The following is a 17,068-nucleotide window of genomic DNA, read 5'->3' as shown; positions in this document are numbered from 1 at the left end:
CCGGGCCGGCGGGAGCGCGGGTGCCCGGGTGGTCGGCGGGCACGCCGTGGAGCGTCGGCGCGCGGGACCCGGAGGCGCCCGCCTCACGACATTCGACACACCCGTGCAAAACGCCCAAACGACTCAAATAGCCCAAGCCGCACGCACTTTTGTGACATCCGCCGCCTTTAAGTCCTTTTCCAGGAAAAGTCTGGACTCCGCCGCCGTCGGGGGGATAGAAATCCCCAACCCCATCGGTCAGTGCACAGACCGGTGTCCGCAGGGAATCGTGTGGCCCCGAGCCACGGCTGCAGCCGAGCGTGTCCGCCCGCTGCGCCCTGCACGCCCACCACCCTGCCGCTCCTGCCGAGGTGACACCGTGACAGCAACCACCGGACCGCCGTCCGCCGTGCGGCCCCGCCCTCCGCCGCGCCTGCTCCCGCCTCGATTCCTCGCCACGAGGACGTCGGGACCACGACTGTCCGTCTCCCCCGGCCGGCACCGTCCCCGACGCCCCGCACGTCCCGTCTCCCAGGCCGTCTCCCCGGCCGTCAAGCCCCCGCCGTGCCCCTGACCGCGTCGGCACCGCCGCGCCCCGCACGGCCCCCGCGGCGCGCAGTCACTCCCCCGTGCAAGCGCCCGCGGCACCCGCTCGGACAGCCCGTGCCCCCGCACAGCGTCCGAGTGCGTCCGCTGCGCACCCCGTGCGCCGCAACCGTCCCCCTCCCCCGTCCCTGCGACCGGTCCCTCGCTCGCGCGAGCGGTCGCCCCGCGTACCGGAGCCCCCATGCCGAAGCACGCCCGCCCGCGCCGAGTCCCGGCCGTCCTCCTGTCCGGCCGGTGGATCACCACCGCGGCCCTGGCCACCGCCGCCGTCGCGGTCACCACCGCCAATGCCGCCCCGAGCCACCCCAGCGGCCCCGGATCGGCCACCGCGGCCAGCGCCCGGAGCCCGCAGCTCGAACCCACGGCCTGGAGCACCGCCTCGTCGGCCCACGTCACCGCAGCGGCACACCGAACAACCGGAACGATCCCGGCGCAGCGCACCGACTCCTCCGCACCGCACGCCGCCCGGTCCGCACAGCGCACGGCCCTGCCGTCGCAGCGCAGCTCCGGCCGGACCCACACCACGGCGACCGCCCCGCACACCGCGCACCGGACCACCGCGCCCGTTCGAACCGCACAGCCGCGGACGGCCACCCAGCCGGTCACCGCCGCGCCCAGCACCGCCGCGCCCAGCACGATCACGCCGGCCCGGACCGCAGCCACCACCGCACCCGCCGCCACCACCGGCTCGCAGGCCGCCGGGACGACACAGCGCACGGCCACCCACTCCTGGGACGGGAGCTCCGCCTCCGCCCACGCCTGGACGGGGACCTCCGACAGCGCCACCGGGCAGGCTCACACCTCGTACGGCGCCCGGCCGGCCGGTACGCAGTCCGCTCCGCAGACCGCCGCGCCCGCCACGGCCGCGCCGAGCGCGCAGTCGACGGCCGCCCCCACCACCAAGGCCACCGGCGACCTCGACAGCTGGATCAACCAGGCACTGGCCGTCATGGCCGCGAACCACATCCCCGGCACCTACGACGGGATCTACCGCAACATCATGCGGGAGTCGTCCGGCAATCCGCAGGCCATCAACCTCACCGACTCCAACGCGGCCGCCGGTCACCCCTCGAAGGGCCTCCTGCAGGTCATCGACCCGACTTTCCAGGCCTACCACGTGCCCGGCACCTCGACGGACATCTACGACCCGGTCGCCAACATCGCGGCCGCCTGCAACTACGCCGCCCACTTCTACGGTTCCATCGACAACGTCAACGGCCCCTACTGACCCCCGGCAGCGCCGGCCACCCGGCGGTCCGGCCGACCGGACCGCCGGGTGGCGAACGTGCCGGGCCCGAACGCGGAAGGGGCCCTGCTCAGCCTGGGCGCCCGGTGCGGGCGTACCGGCCCGGCGGAATGCCGAGGACCCGCTTGAAGTGCCGGCTGAGGTGGGACTGGTCGTAGAAGCCCGCGGCGGTCGCGACCTCGCCGGGCGGCCGGCCGCCGAGCAGCAGTCGGCGGGCGAGGTCGACGCGGCGGGACATCACGTACTGGTGCGGTGCGATGCCGAACGCGGCGCTGAACGCGCGGACCAGGTGTGCGGGGTGCGCGTGGAGGTGCCGGGCGGCCCCGTCGAGCGTGAGGTGGTCGAGCAGGTGCGCGTCCAGGAGGTCGCGCAGTTCGTGGGCGAGACCGCGGCCCGGCCCGCCCACCGCGACGTCCGTCAAGGGGCTCAGGTGCGAGCGCAGCCGCTCGCAGATGAGGCTCAGCCGGCTCTCCGCCTCGAGTTCGTCCCCGGGGGCGGCGAGGGCGGTGTGCAACTGGCCGACGCGCCTGCGCAGGACGGGGTCGGTGAGGTCGGGGCCGTCGACCGCGGGGCCGATGAGGCGGGCGTCCAGCTGTGTCATGTCGAGGTAGAGGACCCGCTTGCGGAAGCCGTCGGCGGTCGCCGGCGAGCCGTTGTGCGGGACGTGCGGCGGGAGCAGGCTGACGGTGTCGTGCGGGGTGCCGCGCTCGTGGCGGTCCAGGTCGTAGCGGACGGCCCCGTCGTCGACGATCAGCACGGTCCAGGCGTCGTGGACGTGCATGGGGTACGCGTGGTCGGTGAAGTGGGCATGGAGGACCTCCACGACACCCGGCACGGCGGGGCGCCAGGCGGAGACCTCCTGCTGGGACGCCATGCAAAGAACGTACAAGACGGCGGGCCCCGGCGGCCTGCAATCTCACGGCATGGATACGGATCACACCGACGAGCACACCGTGGCCGGCACCGCACCGGTCACCGACGACGCACCCGTCCGCTTCGACACGAAGATCGCGGTCCTGCTGCGCGAGGACCTCGAGCCCTGGCAGCGCCTGAACGTGACCGCCTTCCTGGTCAGCGGGCTGGGCACCGCCTCGCCCGAGGTGATCGGCGAGCCGTACGCGGACGCCGACGGCACCGCCTACCTGCCGATGTTCCGCCAGCCCGTACTGGTCTTCGAGGGAACGAAGGAACTCCTGACCGCCGCACACCGGCGCGCGCTGTCCCGCTCCCTGGCCGGCGCCGTCTTCACCTCGGACCTCTTCTCCACCGGCAACGACCGGGACAACCGGGCGGCCGTGCGGGCCGTGGCCACCGACCACCTCGACCTCGTCGGCATGAGCGTCTACGGGCCGCGGAACGCGGTGGACAAGGTCCTCAAGGGGGCGCGCATGCATCCCTGACCGCGCGGCCGGTCGTCGGACGGCCCGGAGTCCCGGCTGCCCGACGGGCACGCCGTGCGCACCGGCCGCCCCTTGATCCGCGGCGGTCCGGCAACGAGGATGCGGGAGTCCGGAGATCACAAGGGGAGGCACAGTGGGTCTGGGAACGGTGGCGCTGACGGGTGCGGCGGGGAACATGGGGTCCGTCATGCGCAGGGTGCTCCGGCGCGAGGCGGGGCGGGTGATCCTGCTCGACCGGGTACCGCTGCGGCCGGAGGCCGACAACGAGGAGGTGCGCACCGTCGACCTGCGTGACGCCGCCGCGGTGGAGTCCGCCCTCACCGGCGCCGACCGGGTGCTCCACCTGGCCGGTGTGCCGGACGAAGCACCGCTCGCGGACCTCCTCGACGCCAACGTCCTCGGCACCCACCACGTGCTGGAGGCGGCCCGGCGCCTCGGCATCGCACGGGTGGTGCTGGCCAGCAGCAACCGCGTGACCGGCTTCTACCCTGTCGGGCATCTCACGGGACCTCAGGAGCCGGTGCGGCCCGACGGGCTGTACGGGGTGAGCAAGGCGGCGATCGAGGCGCTCGGGCGGCTCTACGCCGACAAGTTCGGCCTGTCCGTGGTCTGTCTGCGCATCGGCAGCTTCGAGCCCGCCCCCACCGAGCCCCGCCATCTCGCGACCTGGCTCAGCCCGCGCGACGCCGTCGGCTTCATGCGGGCCGCGCTGACCGCCCCGCTCTCCACGCGCTTCGCCACCGTGTACGCCGTCTCCGCCAACACCCGCCGTTTCTGGGAGCTGCCGGATCCGGCGGTGCTGGACTACGCACCCGTCGACGACGCCGAAGAGCACGCCGCCACCGTCCCAGGGGCGGGCCTTCCGGCCGACCCGGCCGCGCCCCAGGCCGGTGACTACGCCTCGCCGGAGTTCACCCTCCCGTACCTGCGGCGCTGACCGGCGCAACCGCCCCGCACCCCCCGAGGGGGCCGGCTACGGCGCGTCCTCATAGGGCAGTCGGGTGGTTGATCAGCGGCGCTGGAGGCACCTCCCGGCCGGAGGCTGGGAGCGGAACTGCGCAGTCGGGGGGCGGGCACCGCAGTGACATGGGCCGAGCCGGGATTCGTACGGCGGACCACATCCGAAGTGCGCGGTTCTCCCCCCGGCCTTCGGCCGGGAGGTGCCCCCACGCGCCCCCCTTACGGCTGCCGATCGCCTTTGAAGACAAGCTCCAACGGCCTCGGCGGGGAGCTCCCGGCGGCCCCGCCCCCCGCCGCAGGCGGGGCCGTACCGGGAGCGGCTTCGGTTCAGCGCTCGGCCGGGCAGAGGGTGTCGCGTTCGGGACGCCGGCCGTCGACGAGGAAGCGGGTCACCAGGCGGTCGCCGCAGCTATTGCCGTGCGCGACGTACGCGTCGTGGCCGCCCGAGTCCACACTCACCAGCTCGGCCCGCCCGCCGAGTGCGGCGCGCAGGCGCAGAGCGCCCGCGTAGGGCGTGGCGGGGTCGCGCAGGTTCTGCACCATCAGGATGTTCGACGGCCCGTCGGGCGTGACCTCGGTCGGCGGCTCGGCCGGCTCCCCGGACCAGAAGGCGCAGGGCATCACGTTGACCGGCATACCGGCGGTCAACGGGTGCGCGAGCCGGTCGGCGGCGACGGCCCGGGCATAGCTGCCGGCGGAGCGGGGCCAGCGGACGTCGTTGCACAGGGTGGCGACGGAGACGGCGACGGTGTTCTGCATCGCGGCGTCCGGCGGAGTCGCGGCCGGGGGCAACTCGGCCCTGCCGTCGGCGGCGAGCATCAGCCGGGCGAGCCGGGGGAAGCGGGCGTCGTCGTAGAGGGCGTCGAGCATCGCGGCACGCAGCGCGTTGCCGTCGAGACGTGCCGGGTTGGCGCCGGGCCAGGGCAGCGGGGCGGTGTCCAGTCGGGCGGCGAGCCGCAGGAACAGCTCGCGTACCTGCTGCGGGGTCCCGGCCAGCCTGTGGTCGGGGGTGGCGGGGTCGGAGGCCCAGGCGGCGAAGTCGGGGAAGCGGTCCTCGGCTCCGGTCGCGTACGCCGCCAGCCACCCGCGTTCGACGCGGCGCGGGTCGGGGTCGTCGTTGCTGTCGAGCACGATCCGGTCGGTGCGGTCGGGGAACATGGTGGCGTACACCGCTCCCGCGTAGGTGCCGTAGGAGACGCCCCAGGCGGAGATCCGGCGTTCGCCGAGGGCCTGCCGGATGCGGTCCATGTCGCGGGCCTCGTTCCGGGTGCTGATGCTGCGCAGCACCGGGCCGCCGTTGCGGGTGCAGGTGTCGGCGATCCGGCGGGCGGCGGCGAGGTTGCCGGTGAGCGAGCCGTCGGGGGCGGGGAAGGGCAGCAGGGTGGTCATCGACAGGTCCTCGTGGGCGAGTCGGCAGTCGACCGGGCTGCTGCGGCCGACGCCGCGCGGGTCGAAGCCGACCAGGTCGTAGCGGTCGAGGACGGACTGCGGCAGCCGCCGGACGGCACTGGTGGGGCCGTTGAGGCCCGGGTTTCCGGGGCCGCCGGGGACGATGAGCAGGGAGCCCCGGCGCAGTTCGGGGCGGGCGGAGGCGATCCGGGAGACCGCGAGGCCCAGCTGCGGACCGTTCGGGTCGGCGTGGTCGAGCGGGACGGCGAGCGTGGCGCACTGCTGGCGGCTGTCGGCCGCGGTGTCGGCGCAGGGGCCCCAGTTCAGCGGGCCGGTCAGTGAGGCGGCGCCGGCGGACTGCGCGGCCGGCGGCTCGGCCGAGCGGCTGGCGGCACTCGCCGGGGCGTTGGTGCCGAGCAGGGCGAGGAGAGCGGCGGCGGCCGCGGTGTGAACGATTCGCATGCCGAACAGTCTTCGCGTCCGGGCCGGGCGGAACGATCCTGCCGACCCCCGAAACCGCCCTGGTGCCACCGCCGGTCGCACCCGGGGGTCTGCCCCACCACGGGCCCGCCGGCTGCCCTGAACGACCGTCAGTACCTCACGGTCCACTCCAGCATGCGGGTGCAGTCGGGTCGCGGGCCGCTCCCGCGCGGATGGGGCGCTCGCGGGCGGCCCCGTCGCCCCCTCAACCGGACGGCGTGACCGGGGGCCGCATGCCGAGCCACTGCTCGGCGCCCCAGGCCTCGAACCGCTCCACCTCGGTGAACCCCAGCGTCGCCGCGAGACGCATCGAGCCGAGGTTGGCGGTCTGGGTGGTGAGCACCACCGGCTCACCGGGAAGCGCACCGTCGAACCAGCCGAGTGCCGCCGCGCACGCCTCGGCGGCGTAGCCGCAGCCCCACGCCTGCGGCAGGAACAGGTAGCCGAGATCGGCCTTCCCCGCGGCGGCCGGGCGACGGTGCCCCGTTGCTCTCCTGAGCAGGATCTGGCCGATCATCGACCCGTCGAGATCCACCGCTAAGCTCCCGGGCCACCGCTCGGGCACGCCGGGCATCTCGCGCTCGAGCTCGTCCCGCGGCCGGGGGCCGCCGAGGTAGGTGTGCACCTCCGGCGAGGCGAGCAGCTCGACGAACGCCGCACGGTCCCGGGCCTCGGGCTCCCGGAGCACGAGCCGCTCGGTCCTGATCGGCGCGGGCGGCCAGGCCACCGGTCCCAGATCTTCCATCCGCGCACGCTAACAGGTGGTCAAGCCGGGGGAACGGGCCATGGTCGATGATCCGGCCAGCCGCAGACTCGGACACCCCGCGAAGGGGCGCGAGCTGCCGCGGTGCCGGGCCCGTGCGCCCATGGGCAGTACCAGTAGGACCCTCGGCGAGCTCGCCCGGGCCGGCAAGCGCGCGCTCGAACGGATCCAGTACCGCACGCCCCTCGTCGACCGCTGCCTTGCAGGCACCGACCTCACCTTGGGCGGCCGACCGATATCACCCACTCAAGCTCGGTACCGACGGAGCCTGACGGCCCGCACGTCGCCCCCGCGTCGCACGGCATCGCCTCGAAACCCCTTGCTCCCCGGTCCGTCTGCTTGGTGGGATGCAGGGGCTTCGACGGCGGGAGGGGACAGCTTGGCGGTGTTCGGGTGTGCAGGCTGCGGTGCGGTCCTGACGGCGGCGGTGTCGGAGGTGGCGTTGCCGATCCACCTGGCCGACACCCACTGGGAGAAGCTGCACCCGCCACTGCTGGAGGCTGGATCCTACGCCGTCGACCCCACACCGTACGGGCCGCCGTGGCGGCAGTGGGACGGGGTCGGAGCGCGCGAGGTGGCGGAGCGGGGGCTCTTCGCGCCGTTCGGCGCGCTGTCTGACGGCCCCTCGGACACCGTCCTCCTCGCGCCCGGCGACATGCGCGGCACCAGGCTGATCCTGGAGCGGACCGGGGGCTACTGCATGGGGATCGACGGGAGGGACGGGCCGAACCTTGCCTGCCTGGGCTGCGATCTGCCGGTCGGGACGAGGATAGACGACTGCGGGTGCTGGCAGGTCGTCCGGCTCGTCCCGCAAGCGGTAGTGCGGCTGCCCGGCCCGCCGGAGCCGCCGGTCATGGACTGGGCGGAGCTGCTGGCCACCGGCGCGCTGTGGCACCGGCTGAGCGAGTACCGGGACATCCCGGCGGGCGTGGCCCTCGCCCAGGTGGTGGTGGCCGCCGGGGGCGCGCCGGTCGAGGTGGCGCCCGGGCCGGTCGCTGAGCTCCTAGGCCGAGCACTCGGCGCGCTGCTGCCCGCCGGGGACGGTGCGAAGCGCCTCGACCTGGCGGGACCGGGATTCGGTGAACCGGCCGCCGACCTGGTGCTGGTGCCGGTCCATCCGCAGACCGGGAAGATGTGGCAGCCGCGCACCGGGGCGGTGCCGGTACCCATGGATGCCGCGCTCTGGGCCGAGCTCGCCTTCCCGCCGCACCGGACCCGGCTGCCGGTGGTCGGAGGGCTGCCGGCGGGCGTGGAGCGGGACGACCCGCTGCCGCCGCACCCGTGGTACCCGTTGCAGCCGTCCAGGGAGGCGTTCAGGTACACGCTCGCGCGGATGCCCGCCGTCAGGGAACCGTGGCTGCGGGCAATCTACGACCAAGGACACTGACCCGGCAGAGGTAGCCCGGGCCCGGACGTCGTTCGACGTAGAAGGCGTGGTCATGGACCGAGTCGCAGCTGTGACGAGGACGCCCCCGATCACACGGCTGGCCGGCATCACACATTCAACTTCAGGGTCCACGACCGCTCCGACGCAGTGAGTCAGACCGGCCCGAGGCGATCCTCTCAGTTGCGGCCTCCGCCGCCTTTGGCCCATCCTGTGCGCTCGGCCAAGGAGGAGTACGCAGTGGGGCTCAACCTGTTTCCAGGAGACGACAACACGGACAGCCCGGACATGTCCTGGTCGTACACCGGCTTTGGGATGTTCCGGAACTGGCTGGCGGACATCGAAGGCTTCACTCTCGACGAGATGCAGGGCTTCCGGGGAGGGCAGCGCCCCTGGAGCGATGTCTCCACCACGCTGGCACCGCTTCTGAACCACTCGGACTGCGACGGCCCCGATCTCTCGCCGGCGCAGTGCGCTGCGATCCTGCCTCGCCTCAACGAGATCGCAGCGGCGACGAAGGACCCTGGCGATGCCGTCTGGCAGCGCCGCATCGAGGATGTCCGCCGGCTCGTGGTCGTCCTGCAGGTCTGCATCGAGAAGGACGTGGACCTGATCTTCGGCTGACCATCAGTCGATGCCGAGCGCCCACCGTGGTCAAGGGATGAACGGGACGGCCCTCGGGCGCCCCGATAGTGCTCGAATTCACCGGAAAGGCGCGGCAGGTCGGACATCGAGACACAACCGTCTTCCGATGGGCAGGCGAGGACCGCCGACCAACGCGGCTCCCGGCGTCCACGACCCCCACGCCCGGCTGCTGCCCCTGCTTCCCGCGCTCGGCGACGAGAACGCGCCGGCGGACGCCGTGGACGTGATCGCCGAGGTGCTGGTCCACGTCGGAGCTCCCGCCGACGAGGCCCCGCGTGTGGCGGCGCTCCGCCTGGACCACCCGCTGTGGGACGGTGCCCGATGGTCGCTGCCCGGCGGGTCGCCGCGGAGCGGCGGCGAGCAGTCCTTCGACGGCCTCCTCCAGTGCGACGGCCCCCACAGCCCGCGCTCCGGCGTACGGCTGGCCCAGGGCATCACCCCCGAGCAGAGCGAACGGCTCGCCCGTGCGCTCGGTACCTGGCCCGTCTGAGCTCCGCCCGCCGGATGTGGGGATCCGGCGAGGGCCCGGCTCCGCTGGCCGCACACGTCGGCAGAAATGCATCGGGTACGACGAACTGAACGGGGCTCAGCGATGTCCCCTCCAAGAGACGTATCGTCGGGCCGAAGGAGACACCAGCGTGACGACGACCGAGAAGCGCACGAGCCGCCGGGCTGTCCTGGGCATGGGTGCCGGGACGGTGCTGGCCGCCGCGATGTCGGCGGGCGGGCAGGCCAGTGCGGCGGGCAGGACGCCGCAACGCGGGGACGACGTCGCCCGGGCGCTGGCCGATCTCGAGCGCGAGCACGGCGGCCGGCTGGGCGTGTTCGCGCGGAACACGGTCACGGGCGCGCAGGTGCTGCACCGCGCGCAGGAGCTGTTCCCGATCTGTTCCGTACACAAGATCGTGACGGTCGCCGCCGTACTGCGGGACCTCGACCGTCACGGGGAGGTCCTCGCGCGCCGCATCCACTACACCGCCGAGGACGTCGCCGATTCCGGGTACGCGCCGATCACGGGCGCTCCCGAGCACCTGGCGACCGGCATGACGATCGCCGAACTGTGCGCCGCGGCACTCGACTACAGCGACAACGCCGCCGACAACCTGCTGCTCCGCGAGCTGGGCGGCCCCACCGCGGTCACCCGCTTCTGCAGGTCACTCGGCGACGGGGTGACGCGCCTGGACCGCTGGGAGCCCGCGCTGAACTCCGCAGAACCGGGGCGCACGACCGACACGACCAGCCCCGCCGCCATCGGGCGGACGCTCACCGACCTCGTCCTCGGCACGGCGCTCGCCCCGCGGGACCGGCGGCAGCTGACCGAATGGCTCCTCGCCAACACCACCGGCGCCGCCCGCCTGCGCGCCGGTCTCCCCTCCGGCTGGGCCCTCGCGGACAAGACCGGCACCGGGGAGTACGGCTCCACCAACGACGTCGGGATCGCCTGGACCGCCGACCGGACGCCCCTGGTCCTGTCGGTCCTGTCCACCAAGACGGTCCCAGACGCCGTCGCCGACGAGCCCCTCATCGCCCGCGCCGCCGCCCTGGTCGTGCCGGCGCTCTGCTGACGGCCCACCGATCGGCATTCCGGGCCGGTGGCGGAGCCGGGGGCAGATCCGGCCATCGGCATCCTCGGACGCTGCACACGTCCGACCCCGGCTCAGCCGGACCGCACGCGCTCGCCTACTGGCCGACCGCCGGGGGTTCCCCGGTCTGCCATCTCTGAACTCGCCCGGAATTCAGGTCGGGATCTGACCTCATTGGTCCCTAACGTGGTGCCTGACCGACAGAGCAGTGCCTACCGAAGGCGGACACCTTGAACGAGACCCGGACCATCGACGAGCCCACCACGGCGCCCGCCCCCACCGGGGAGCGTGCCGACCTGCTGGTGGCGCTGGCCAAGCAGCGCCACTTCCTGCGCTTCACCACGCGCGACCTCACCGACGAGCAGGCGGGACAGCGGACCACGGCGAGCGAACTGTGCCTGGGCGGCCTGATCAAGCACGTGGCCTCGGTCGAACGGACCTGGGCGACCTTCATCCTGGACGGCCCGTCGGCGATGCCCGACTTCACCGCGATGACGGAGGCCGACTTCGCCCGCCGGGCCGACGAGTTCCGGATGCTGCCCGGTGAGACGCTCGCCGGGGTGCTCGCCGACTACGAGGAGGTCGCCCGCCGCACCGACGACCTGGTCGCCGCACTTCCGGACCTCGACGCCACCCAGCCGCTGCCGAAGGCCCCGTGGTTCACCGACGAGAAGTGGTCGGCGCGCCGCGTCCTGCTGCACGTCGTCGCCGAAACCGCCCAGCACGCCGGCCATGCCGACATCATCCGCGAGTCCCTCGACGGTGCGAAGAGCATGGGCTGACCGCTGCCACCGGCGACCGCCGCCCCGCGCCGTCACGGATCGGCGGGCCGGTGGGCGGAGGCCGTCGTTCCCTGCCCGGGACGACGGCCTCCGGGCCGTTCGAGCGGCGTTCGCCGGCGGCGGGAGCACGCCTTCCGCCGGAGTGGCGGCTGGGCCGAAGGCCCTGGGCCTGGTGCGACTGCGGCCCGATCTCCGGCGGGCCGCACCGCCCTACCGTGATCCACATGGAGATACCCGAGCACCACAAGCAGGCCGTCATTCCCCACATCATGGTCGACGGCGCCGCCGAGGCGATCGAGTTCTACGCGCAGGCGTTCGGCGCGGTCGAGCTCTTCCGGCTCGAAGGCGAGGCCGGACGGATCGTGCACGCCGAGGTCGGCATCCACGGCTCCACGTTCATGCTGGGCGACGTCGACGCCCCGTTCTCGACACCGGACCGGGTCGGAACCTCGGTTGCGCTGCACGTCTACGTGCCGGACGTGGACGGCCTGACCGTGGCTGCCGCCGCCGGCGGCGCCGAGCTGCTCACGGCGCCGACCGACATGCCGTACGGCGCGCGGCAGTCGATGCTGCGTGACCCGTTCGGCCACCTGTGGATCTTCCTCACACCGATCGCGGCGGCGTGATCCAGGGGAGGAGAGCCGGGCGGGCCGGATACGTCTACGGGCGGAGGGCGGATGGTCCTGCGGGCCGATGGCGGGTGGTGGGGTGCGCCGTATCGTCGGTGACATGAGCCGAGGACTGCATCTGGCCACCTACCTGCTGGCCTTCGACACCCGCGCCCAGTCCCTGCAGGACCGCACCCGCGCCGGCTTCCTCCTGCGCGCCGCCGCGCTCGCCGAACTCGCCCACCGGGGCGCCGCCGTCGAGGGCGGGGCCGGCAAGGTGCAGGTCGTCTCCGCCGACCCCACGGGGGACCGCGTCCTGGACGCGCTGCTCGCGGAACTGGACGACCGGTCCCGCACCTGGAAGGCGTGGATCAGGCGCAGCCGCGACGACACCCTGGAGGCCGTCGAGGAGCAGCTCGCCGTGCTCGGCGTCATGACCATGGCCGATCGCAACCCGTACGGCCCGGTCGCGCCGCACCGTACGGTCACGATGGACGATCCGCGCGAGGCGCTGGACCTCCAGCTGCGGGTGGCCGAGCTCGTCCGGGGCAGCGGCCCGGTCGGCCAGGCGCCGTACGGCGACGCGGTCCTGGCCGCGCTGGCCGCCCACGGACACCTGAGGCTGGTCCTCACGCGCCATGACCGGAAGGCCCACGCCGGGCGTATCCGCGCGCTCACCGACCGGCTCGCCGACCGGACTCCGGGCCTGGCCCGGGCGGTGGCCGGGCTGAACATGACCATGATCGCCGGCCAGGGTGGCGCGGGCGGGGGCTGATCACTCATCCGGTCCCGCACCCCCGGCGGGCCACGCATGGGAGCCGGGTGCGGGGCCCGCCGGTGTCACGGGTAATCCGAACGGGTGCAGGATCGGCCCGCAGACGTGCCACTCGTCGCCGCCTTCGGCGGCATGGTGGTCGACGTCGGCGCACCACCGGAGCACCAGGTCCTGCCCGTGGATGCCTTCGCCGGTGGCCTGGGTCAGGATCCGGTCGTCCTGCGCCGTCCCCCGCCGCCCCCACAGGTCCTCCGCGCCGTGGTAGGCGAGCACCGGCGCGTCCATCCGTGCGCATCCGTCGGCGACACCGTCGAACGGGAATCCGGCGGATTGTCGCCTTGATATGTGTGACAGATTGTCACGGTTCGGCGCACCGCGGACGGAACCGTCGGGAATCCTCGCGCCAGGACTCACCGAGCGTCGCTCGTCGGGCTTTGTGCCTCTCGGAAACGGGACGGTCGACCGACCTTGCCGCAGCGCGGGACGCTGCCCGGTCCGCCAGGCACCGACCGCGGGCGGGGCGAACGCGGGGCTCCCTCAGCCGTCCGCCCGCTGCTCCCGCTGCGTCCGCCGGCAACCTCCAACGCTGCAGGCGTTCCGGTCCGGCACGCCGCCGCCGAGCAGGCCGGGCCGGCCGAGGACACTTGCGCTACGGCGGACACTGCGGGATCGTCTGGCGGGGCGCAGCCCCGAGCTGTCACGCGCCGATTCCCGGGGGGGGAGCACCATGCGGGACCAGGTCGACCCGAGCAGACGGCTGCGGACGGTGCTCGAGGCACTGATCACCGCGGTTTCCGCCGTGGTCGTCGGCGGAGGCGGGTTCCTCGGCTTCGTGCTCGTCGTCGCCGGAGGAATGTCGGATCCTGCGCCGGACGCCACTCCGGACCAGTACGGCCCGTACTGGCCCGAGGTGCTGACGGGGTTGACGGTGATGGCCCTCTCGCTCGGCGCCGCGGTCTGGTTCTCGGCGCTGGCGGCCCGGGGCCGTCGACGCCTGGGTCTGATCGGTCTCGGGTCCGTCGCGCTGCTCTTCGTCCTCGGTCTGTTGATCTTCGGGGTGCTCGTCCGGTTCGGCTGACGGCCCGCCGCCCTGTCCGGGCGGGTCGCCACCGAGGGCGGGCCGACGCCCTTGGCCGCAGGACTGCACTGACCTGCGGCCGGGGATTTCGCGAATGAGGCAGGGAACGAGAGAACGGAGCCCGGACGCGAATGATGACGAGGCCCCGCCAGGTTGTGGGTAAATGCGCTCCCGAAGACGGATCACATCTTCATGACGATCGATCGATGATCGGACCTATCGGACTCGTTTGTGCACTTTTCTATCATCTGTGGCGCGTAGCGTACGACCGCTGAGCGGGGCGTGGCGTCATCGGCGACGAGCCGGCCTGTGAGGCCGCCGAGGTGCGGGGGTTCCTCGGGAGGAGTCCGTCCCATCTGTGCCCGCACCCGAGGCGCCCGGCGTCCCCGGTTCGGTGCGCGACTTCGAAGGTTGGCTGCGTATGCCGTGAGCACCGCTCGTCCGCGCATTTCTGACGACCCGTCCGGGGAATTCGCCCGACACGGAGCCGTCTGGTCCTTCGGCTTCGTCCTGATCCTGCTGAAAGCCGCACCGAACTGGCAGGAGTGGCCGCTGGCGCTGCGACGCTGGAGCGGCTGGATCACTCTGCTGAACTCGCGCGCCCTCACCGTCTACCTCTGGCACAACCTGGCGGTCACCGAGGAGATCGGCCTGATCGGCCTCACCTCGGGGGTGCCGCTGCTCGCCGAGAACGTGCCGTGGCTGCTCGACAGCGAATGGCTGGCGATGGCGCTCGCCTGGCCGCTGATCGGTCTGTGCATCGTGGCCTTCGGCTGGATCGAGGACCTCGCCGCCAAGCGCCGGCCCCGGCTGTTCCCCTGTCCGAGGCAGCCGCGGGTGCCCCAGCAAGGATGTCGATGACCATCAGCGGGGTGGCGCCGCGCACGAGAGTCCCGCGGGCAGGCCGACCCGGCCGCCGAGGAGCCGGTACAGGTGGACCAGGGAGAAGGCGGCGGCCCAGGCGGCGGCAGCCCAGGCGGCCGCCCGGTGGATCGTGAGGATGGGCCTGCGGTGCGAGGGGCGCCGGGGAGGCTCTGCGGGTTCATGCGGTTCACCTTGCCGGGTCGCGGACGTGGACACATCGTCCGTCCGGTTCGTTTCCGAGCATCCGTCAGGAGGACCAGGGGATCCGCCGCGTGGACGACGGCTCGGCCGGGTCGCCGCTGGGGCCACGGCCGTGCCGAAACGGTGTCCGGCCGCATGGCGGGCCGCACGCCCGGGCCCGCGGCGGGTGTCCGCCCCGGTCGCCGACCTGCGGCCGGGGCGGACACGCTCGCTGTCAGCCGCCGAAGTTCAACGCGTACAGGCTGCGCGCGGAGTCGGCCGTCACGAAGTCCGTCGGGACGGTGCCGAGGACCGGGCGCGAGGCGTGGTCGAGTCCGCCGAGGTAGCCGCGGAGCTTCGAGGCGGCGGCGTCGGCGGCCTGACGCGGCCACAGGCCCCAGCCGGAGCTGGAGGTGAAGGTGAGGAACAGCCGGTTCGGGTCGCCGGCGGCCCGGGCGGCGTCCAGGTGCGAGGAGATCTCCGGCCACTTGCGGTTGTAGAAGTCGAAGATCGTGCCGATGTCGTAGTCGTCCTCGATGTCGGTGCGCGACCCGCCCCAGCGGATGCCCGGGAGGGCGCCGTTGTCGGCGAGCAGCACGATCCGGCCGCGGACGTCGCCGAGCCGCGGTATGCGGTCCTCGCTCCACATGAGGCCCGGCCAGCGGCGCTGGTAGTCGGCGAAGATCGCCCCGAAGTCGGCGTCGGAGACGCTGGAGTACTCCTGCTTGACCCGCATGACCACGGTCTCGCCGGGATGGGCGGCGAGGAACGCACCGACCTGGTTGAGCACGTCGCCGAAGAAGATCTTCTGGAAGAACTGCGAGTGGTGGATCGCGAAGACCCCGTCGATCGCCCGGCACCGGATGTCCAGGAACCTCACGCCTGCGGCCAGTTGGTCCGGGACGCCGAGTGTCTGGGTCTGCACCAGCGCGCCGCCGTACAGGGCGCAGGTGTCGTGGGTGCCGGGGAGGGTGAGCCGGGACAGCACGGCGTCCGGGCCGAGTGCACCGAGCCAGTCGGCGCCGCCGGGAACGCTCGCGGCCCGGGCGGCGGAGGCCTGCGGCGCACCGAGCGCGAGCCCGGCGCCGGCCAGGGTGGCGGCGAACGCGGAGCGGGCGAAGGTGCGTCTGGTGATCGGAGTACCGGTCAGGGACAAGGGTTCAACCTCCTGGTGACGGTCCGACAGATCATGGGCATGCCCATTATTGGCGGCCGTCCCGCCTCCCGGCCATACCCGCGCAACTGTCCTGCGGCGCCCCTGTCGCCCGCGCAGCTGCCCTGCAGCGTCCGTGTCGCCCGCGCAGCTGCCCTGCAGCGCCGACGACCGCCACCAGCCGCCGTCCACCGATTCCGTCCCCGGCCGGCGACATCCGCGGACGGCGAGGGTCGTCCGCGCCGACGGATACGCCGACCTCATCGGCTCCTACGGCCGCCACCGGCAACCTGGCGGAGCTCGAACGCGGCCACGGTGAGGACGACGGGGGCCCGAAGGGGGACGGCGATGTGATCCGCTGCCCGCGGCAATGGCGCTCCGCCCCTTCCGCCCCTGGGTGCCGTGGCCGGCCCTGCCCGCCGACACGGAGGTCGTCGCCCACCGCCGACACCGGTGCGGCGCTGTCCCGTGTGGCGTTGCGCGGGACTGTGGCCGGGTTTGCCCTCGGCGCACATGTGCTGTTCTGAAGGGCCCAGGCAGGAGAGCAGCATGCGTACCGTCACCGTGGAGAAGCAGCCGCTGCGGACCGGCGTGTTGATGCCCGCCGGGGCTCTGGCCGTGGCGTGGGGCCTGGTCTCGGCACCGGGACGGCCGGTGGCCGGTCAGGGCTGCGAGGTCGCCCCGGCCTCGAGGTGCCGGGCGGCCTCCGCCGCCGTGGGGGCGGAGGCGAAGGTGAAGGCGCGGGGGGACGGCCCGTTCGCCTGCAGGTCCGCCAGCCGTTCCAGGGCCTCGGCGGCGGTCGGCCGGTGGCCGGCGGGGACCCACCAGAGCACCAGGTGCGCCTTGACGTGCCGCGCGAACCAGTCGCGGCGGCGCCGCATGACGTCCAGGTGCCCGCTGCGGTAGGTGAAGTCCCAGAGCGCTTCCTGGGTCTCCCACACCGACAGGTTGACGATGACGTCCTCGCCCGCCGGGCGCAGGCCGGTGGCGTCGGCCGCGCCGTCGCCCACGAGCCGCCAGACGAAGCCGGGCGCAGCGTCCGCGGCCGCGTTCACCGGGTCGAGCATCTCGACGAACGGCGCGGTGCGCGGGTCGTCGAGGGGGTGCAGGAGCGTGGCGATGTTGAGCTGGGCGAGGTGGGCGGCGCGCTGGGATGCGGTCATGGTCTCATCCCAGCACGGCCGTTCTCTCTA

At 73.5% G+C, this 17,068-nt stretch carries 18 protein-coding genes; 12 read left to right on the top strand and 6 right to left on the bottom strand.

Annotated features, from left to right (window positions below):
- The first annotated feature begins 1,072 nt into the window (after positions 1-1,072).
- Positions 1,073-1,813 (top strand): transglycosylase SLT domain-containing protein, encoded by a 741-nt coding sequence (locus tag KSNIM_RS36780; protein ID WP_411543907.1) that lies wholly within the window; start codon positions 1,073-1,075, stop codon positions 1,811-1,813.
- A gap of 88 nt (positions 1,814-1,901) precedes the next feature.
- Here the strand turns inward: KSNIM_RS36780 and KSNIM_RS36775 are convergent, their stop codons facing one another.
- Entirely contained in the window at positions 1,902-2,705 is an 804-nt protein-coding gene (locus KSNIM_RS36775) for a helix-turn-helix transcriptional regulator (RefSeq protein WP_263107526.1), read from the bottom strand.
- 49 nt (positions 2,706-2,754) lie between these two features.
- Between KSNIM_RS36775 and KSNIM_RS36770 the strand changes: the two genes are divergently transcribed.
- Positions 2,755-3,231, top strand: coding sequence for a DUF2000 domain-containing protein (locus KSNIM_RS36770; protein ID WP_263107525.1), 477 nt, complete (start codon positions 2,755-2,757; stop codon positions 3,229-3,231).
- Positions 3,232-3,418: 187 nt separating this feature from the next.
- On the top strand, positions 3,419-4,168 hold the full coding sequence (locus tag KSNIM_RS36765) for an NAD-dependent epimerase/dehydratase family protein (protein ID WP_411543825.1): 750 nt from the start codon (positions 3,419-3,421) through the stop codon (positions 4,166-4,168).
- A gap of 350 nt (positions 4,169-4,518) precedes the next feature.
- Here the strand turns inward: KSNIM_RS36765 and KSNIM_RS36760 are convergent, their stop codons facing one another.
- A complete protein-coding gene (locus KSNIM_RS36760) occupies positions 4,519-6,042 on the bottom strand; it encodes an alpha/beta hydrolase (RefSeq protein WP_263107523.1) in 1,524 nt (507 codons plus the stop codon).
- A gap of 223 nt (positions 6,043-6,265) precedes the next feature.
- Positions 6,266-6,805, bottom strand: coding sequence for a GNAT family N-acetyltransferase (locus KSNIM_RS36755; RefSeq protein WP_263107522.1), 540 nt, complete (start codon positions 6,803-6,805; stop codon positions 6,266-6,268).
- A gap of 397 nt (positions 6,806-7,202) precedes the next feature.
- On the opposite strand from KSNIM_RS36755, the gene KSNIM_RS36750 reads away from it, so the two are divergent.
- The 7 genes from KSNIM_RS36750 (at position 7,203) to KSNIM_RS36720 (ending at position 12,600) form a co-directional block, all read left to right on the top strand.
- A complete protein-coding gene (locus KSNIM_RS36750) occupies positions 7,203-8,210 on the top strand; it encodes a hypothetical protein (RefSeq protein ID WP_263107521.1) in 1,008 nt (335 codons plus the stop codon).
- 237 nt (positions 8,211-8,447) lie between these two features.
- The gene (locus KSNIM_RS36745) at positions 8,448-8,831 is read left to right on the top strand and encodes a hypothetical protein (protein ID WP_263107520.1); all 384 of its coding nucleotides are present in this window, start codon (positions 8,448-8,450) and stop codon (positions 8,829-8,831) included.
- 127 nt (positions 8,832-8,958) lie between these two features.
- Positions 8,959-9,342, top strand: a complete 384-nt coding sequence (locus KSNIM_RS36740; protein WP_263107519.1) for a hypothetical protein — start codon at positions 8,959-8,961, stop codon at positions 9,340-9,342.
- A 193-nt stretch (positions 9,343-9,535) separates the two neighbouring features.
- Complete coding sequence (gene bla / locus KSNIM_RS36735; RefSeq protein WP_263108245.1) at positions 9,536-10,417, top strand: class A beta-lactamase; 882 nt, start codon at positions 9,536-9,538, stop codon at positions 10,415-10,417.
- A 248-nt stretch (positions 10,418-10,665) separates the two neighbouring features.
- Complete coding sequence (locus KSNIM_RS36730) at positions 10,666-11,217, top strand: DinB family protein (RefSeq protein ID WP_263107518.1); 552 nt, start codon at positions 10,666-10,668, stop codon at positions 11,215-11,217.
- A gap of 224 nt (positions 11,218-11,441) precedes the next feature.
- Entirely contained in the window at positions 11,442-11,843 is a 402-nt protein-coding gene (locus KSNIM_RS36725) for a VOC family protein (protein WP_263107517.1), read from the top strand.
- A 103-nt stretch (positions 11,844-11,946) separates the two neighbouring features.
- Positions 11,947-12,600: a GOLPH3/VPS74 family protein gene (locus tag KSNIM_RS36720; protein ID WP_263107516.1), complete on the top strand. Its 654-nt coding sequence runs from the start codon at positions 11,947-11,949 to the stop codon at positions 12,598-12,600.
- Here the strand turns inward: KSNIM_RS36720 and KSNIM_RS36715 are convergent, their stop codons facing one another.
- Complete coding sequence (locus KSNIM_RS36715; protein ID WP_263107515.1) at positions 12,601-12,885, bottom strand: hypothetical protein; 285 nt, start codon at positions 12,883-12,885, stop codon at positions 12,601-12,603.
- Between the two features lie 442 nt (positions 12,886-13,327).
- Here KSNIM_RS36715 and KSNIM_RS36710 point away from each other — a divergent pair, with 442 nt between their 5' ends.
- The gene (locus KSNIM_RS36710; protein ID WP_263107514.1) at positions 13,328-13,678 is read left to right on the top strand and encodes a hypothetical protein; all 351 of its coding nucleotides are present in this window, start codon (positions 13,328-13,330) and stop codon (positions 13,676-13,678) included.
- A gap of 426 nt (positions 13,679-14,104) precedes the next feature.
- Entirely contained in the window at positions 14,105-14,539 is a 435-nt protein-coding gene (locus KSNIM_RS36705; protein WP_263107513.1) for a hypothetical protein, read from the top strand.
- A gap of 418 nt (positions 14,540-14,957) precedes the next feature.
- On the opposite strand, the gene KSNIM_RS36700 is transcribed toward KSNIM_RS36705, so the two are convergent.
- Together KSNIM_RS36700 and KSNIM_RS36695 are read right to left on the bottom strand one after the other, a co-directional pair.
- Positions 14,958-15,878, bottom strand: coding sequence for a phosphatidylinositol-specific phospholipase C (locus KSNIM_RS36700; RefSeq protein WP_263107512.1), 921 nt, complete (start codon positions 15,876-15,878; stop codon positions 14,958-14,960).
- 659 nt (positions 15,879-16,537) lie between these two features.
- Positions 16,538-17,038 carry a DUF3291 domain-containing protein gene (locus KSNIM_RS36695; RefSeq protein WP_263107511.1) on the bottom strand — a complete coding sequence of 167 codons (501 nt, stop codon included), beginning with the start codon at positions 17,036-17,038 and terminating at the stop codon, positions 16,538-16,540.
- Between the last annotated feature and the right edge of the window lie 30 nt (positions 17,039-17,068).

This window comes from Kitasatospora sp. DSM 101779, from assembly GCF_025655475.1.
Lineage (GTDB): Bacteria > Actinomycetota > Actinomycetes > Streptomycetales > Streptomycetaceae > Kitasatospora.
This window is presented reverse-complemented; position numbering and strand designations above follow the sequence as displayed.

Excerpts from the sequence above, each read along its gene's own strand:
- KSNIM_RS36770 (WP_263107525.1), top strand. The coding sequence starts at position 2,755 with ATGGATACGGATCACACCGACGAGCACACCGTGGCCGGCACCGCACCG.
- KSNIM_RS36695 (WP_263107511.1), bottom strand. The coding sequence starts at position 17,038 with ATGACCGCATCCCAGCGCGCCGCCCACCTCGCCCAGCTCAACATCGCC.
- KSNIM_RS36720 (WP_263107516.1), top strand. The coding sequence starts at position 11,947 with ATGAGCCGAGGACTGCATCTGGCCACCTACCTGCTGGCCTTCGACACC.
- KSNIM_RS36710 (WP_263107514.1), top strand. The coding sequence starts at position 13,328 with ATGCGGGACCAGGTCGACCCGAGCAGACGGCTGCGGACGGTGCTCGAG.
- KSNIM_RS36715 (WP_263107515.1), bottom strand. The coding sequence starts at position 12,885 with ATGGACGCGCCGGTGCTCGCCTACCACGGCGCGGAGGACCTGTGGGGG.
- KSNIM_RS36740 (WP_263107519.1), top strand. The coding sequence starts at position 8,959 with ATGGGCAGGCGAGGACCGCCGACCAACGCGGCTCCCGGCGTCCACGAC.
- KSNIM_RS36760 (WP_263107523.1), bottom strand. The coding sequence starts at position 6,042 with ATGCGAATCGTTCACACCGCGGCCGCCGCCGCTCTCCTCGCCCTGCTC.
- KSNIM_RS36775 (WP_263107526.1), bottom strand. The coding sequence starts at position 2,705 with ATGGCGTCCCAGCAGGAGGTCTCCGCCTGGCGCCCCGCCGTGCCGGGT.
- KSNIM_RS36755 (WP_263107522.1), bottom strand. The coding sequence starts at position 6,805 with ATGGAAGATCTGGGACCGGTGGCCTGGCCGCCCGCGCCGATCAGGACC.
- bla (WP_263108245.1), top strand. The coding sequence starts at position 9,536 with ATGGGTGCCGGGACGGTGCTGGCCGCCGCGATGTCGGCGGGCGGGCAG.
- KSNIM_RS36765 (WP_411543825.1), top strand. The coding sequence starts at position 3,419 with ATGCGCAGGGTGCTCCGGCGCGAGGCGGGGCGGGTGATCCTGCTCGAC.
- KSNIM_RS36725 (WP_263107517.1), top strand. The coding sequence starts at position 11,442 with ATGGAGATACCCGAGCACCACAAGCAGGCCGTCATTCCCCACATCATG.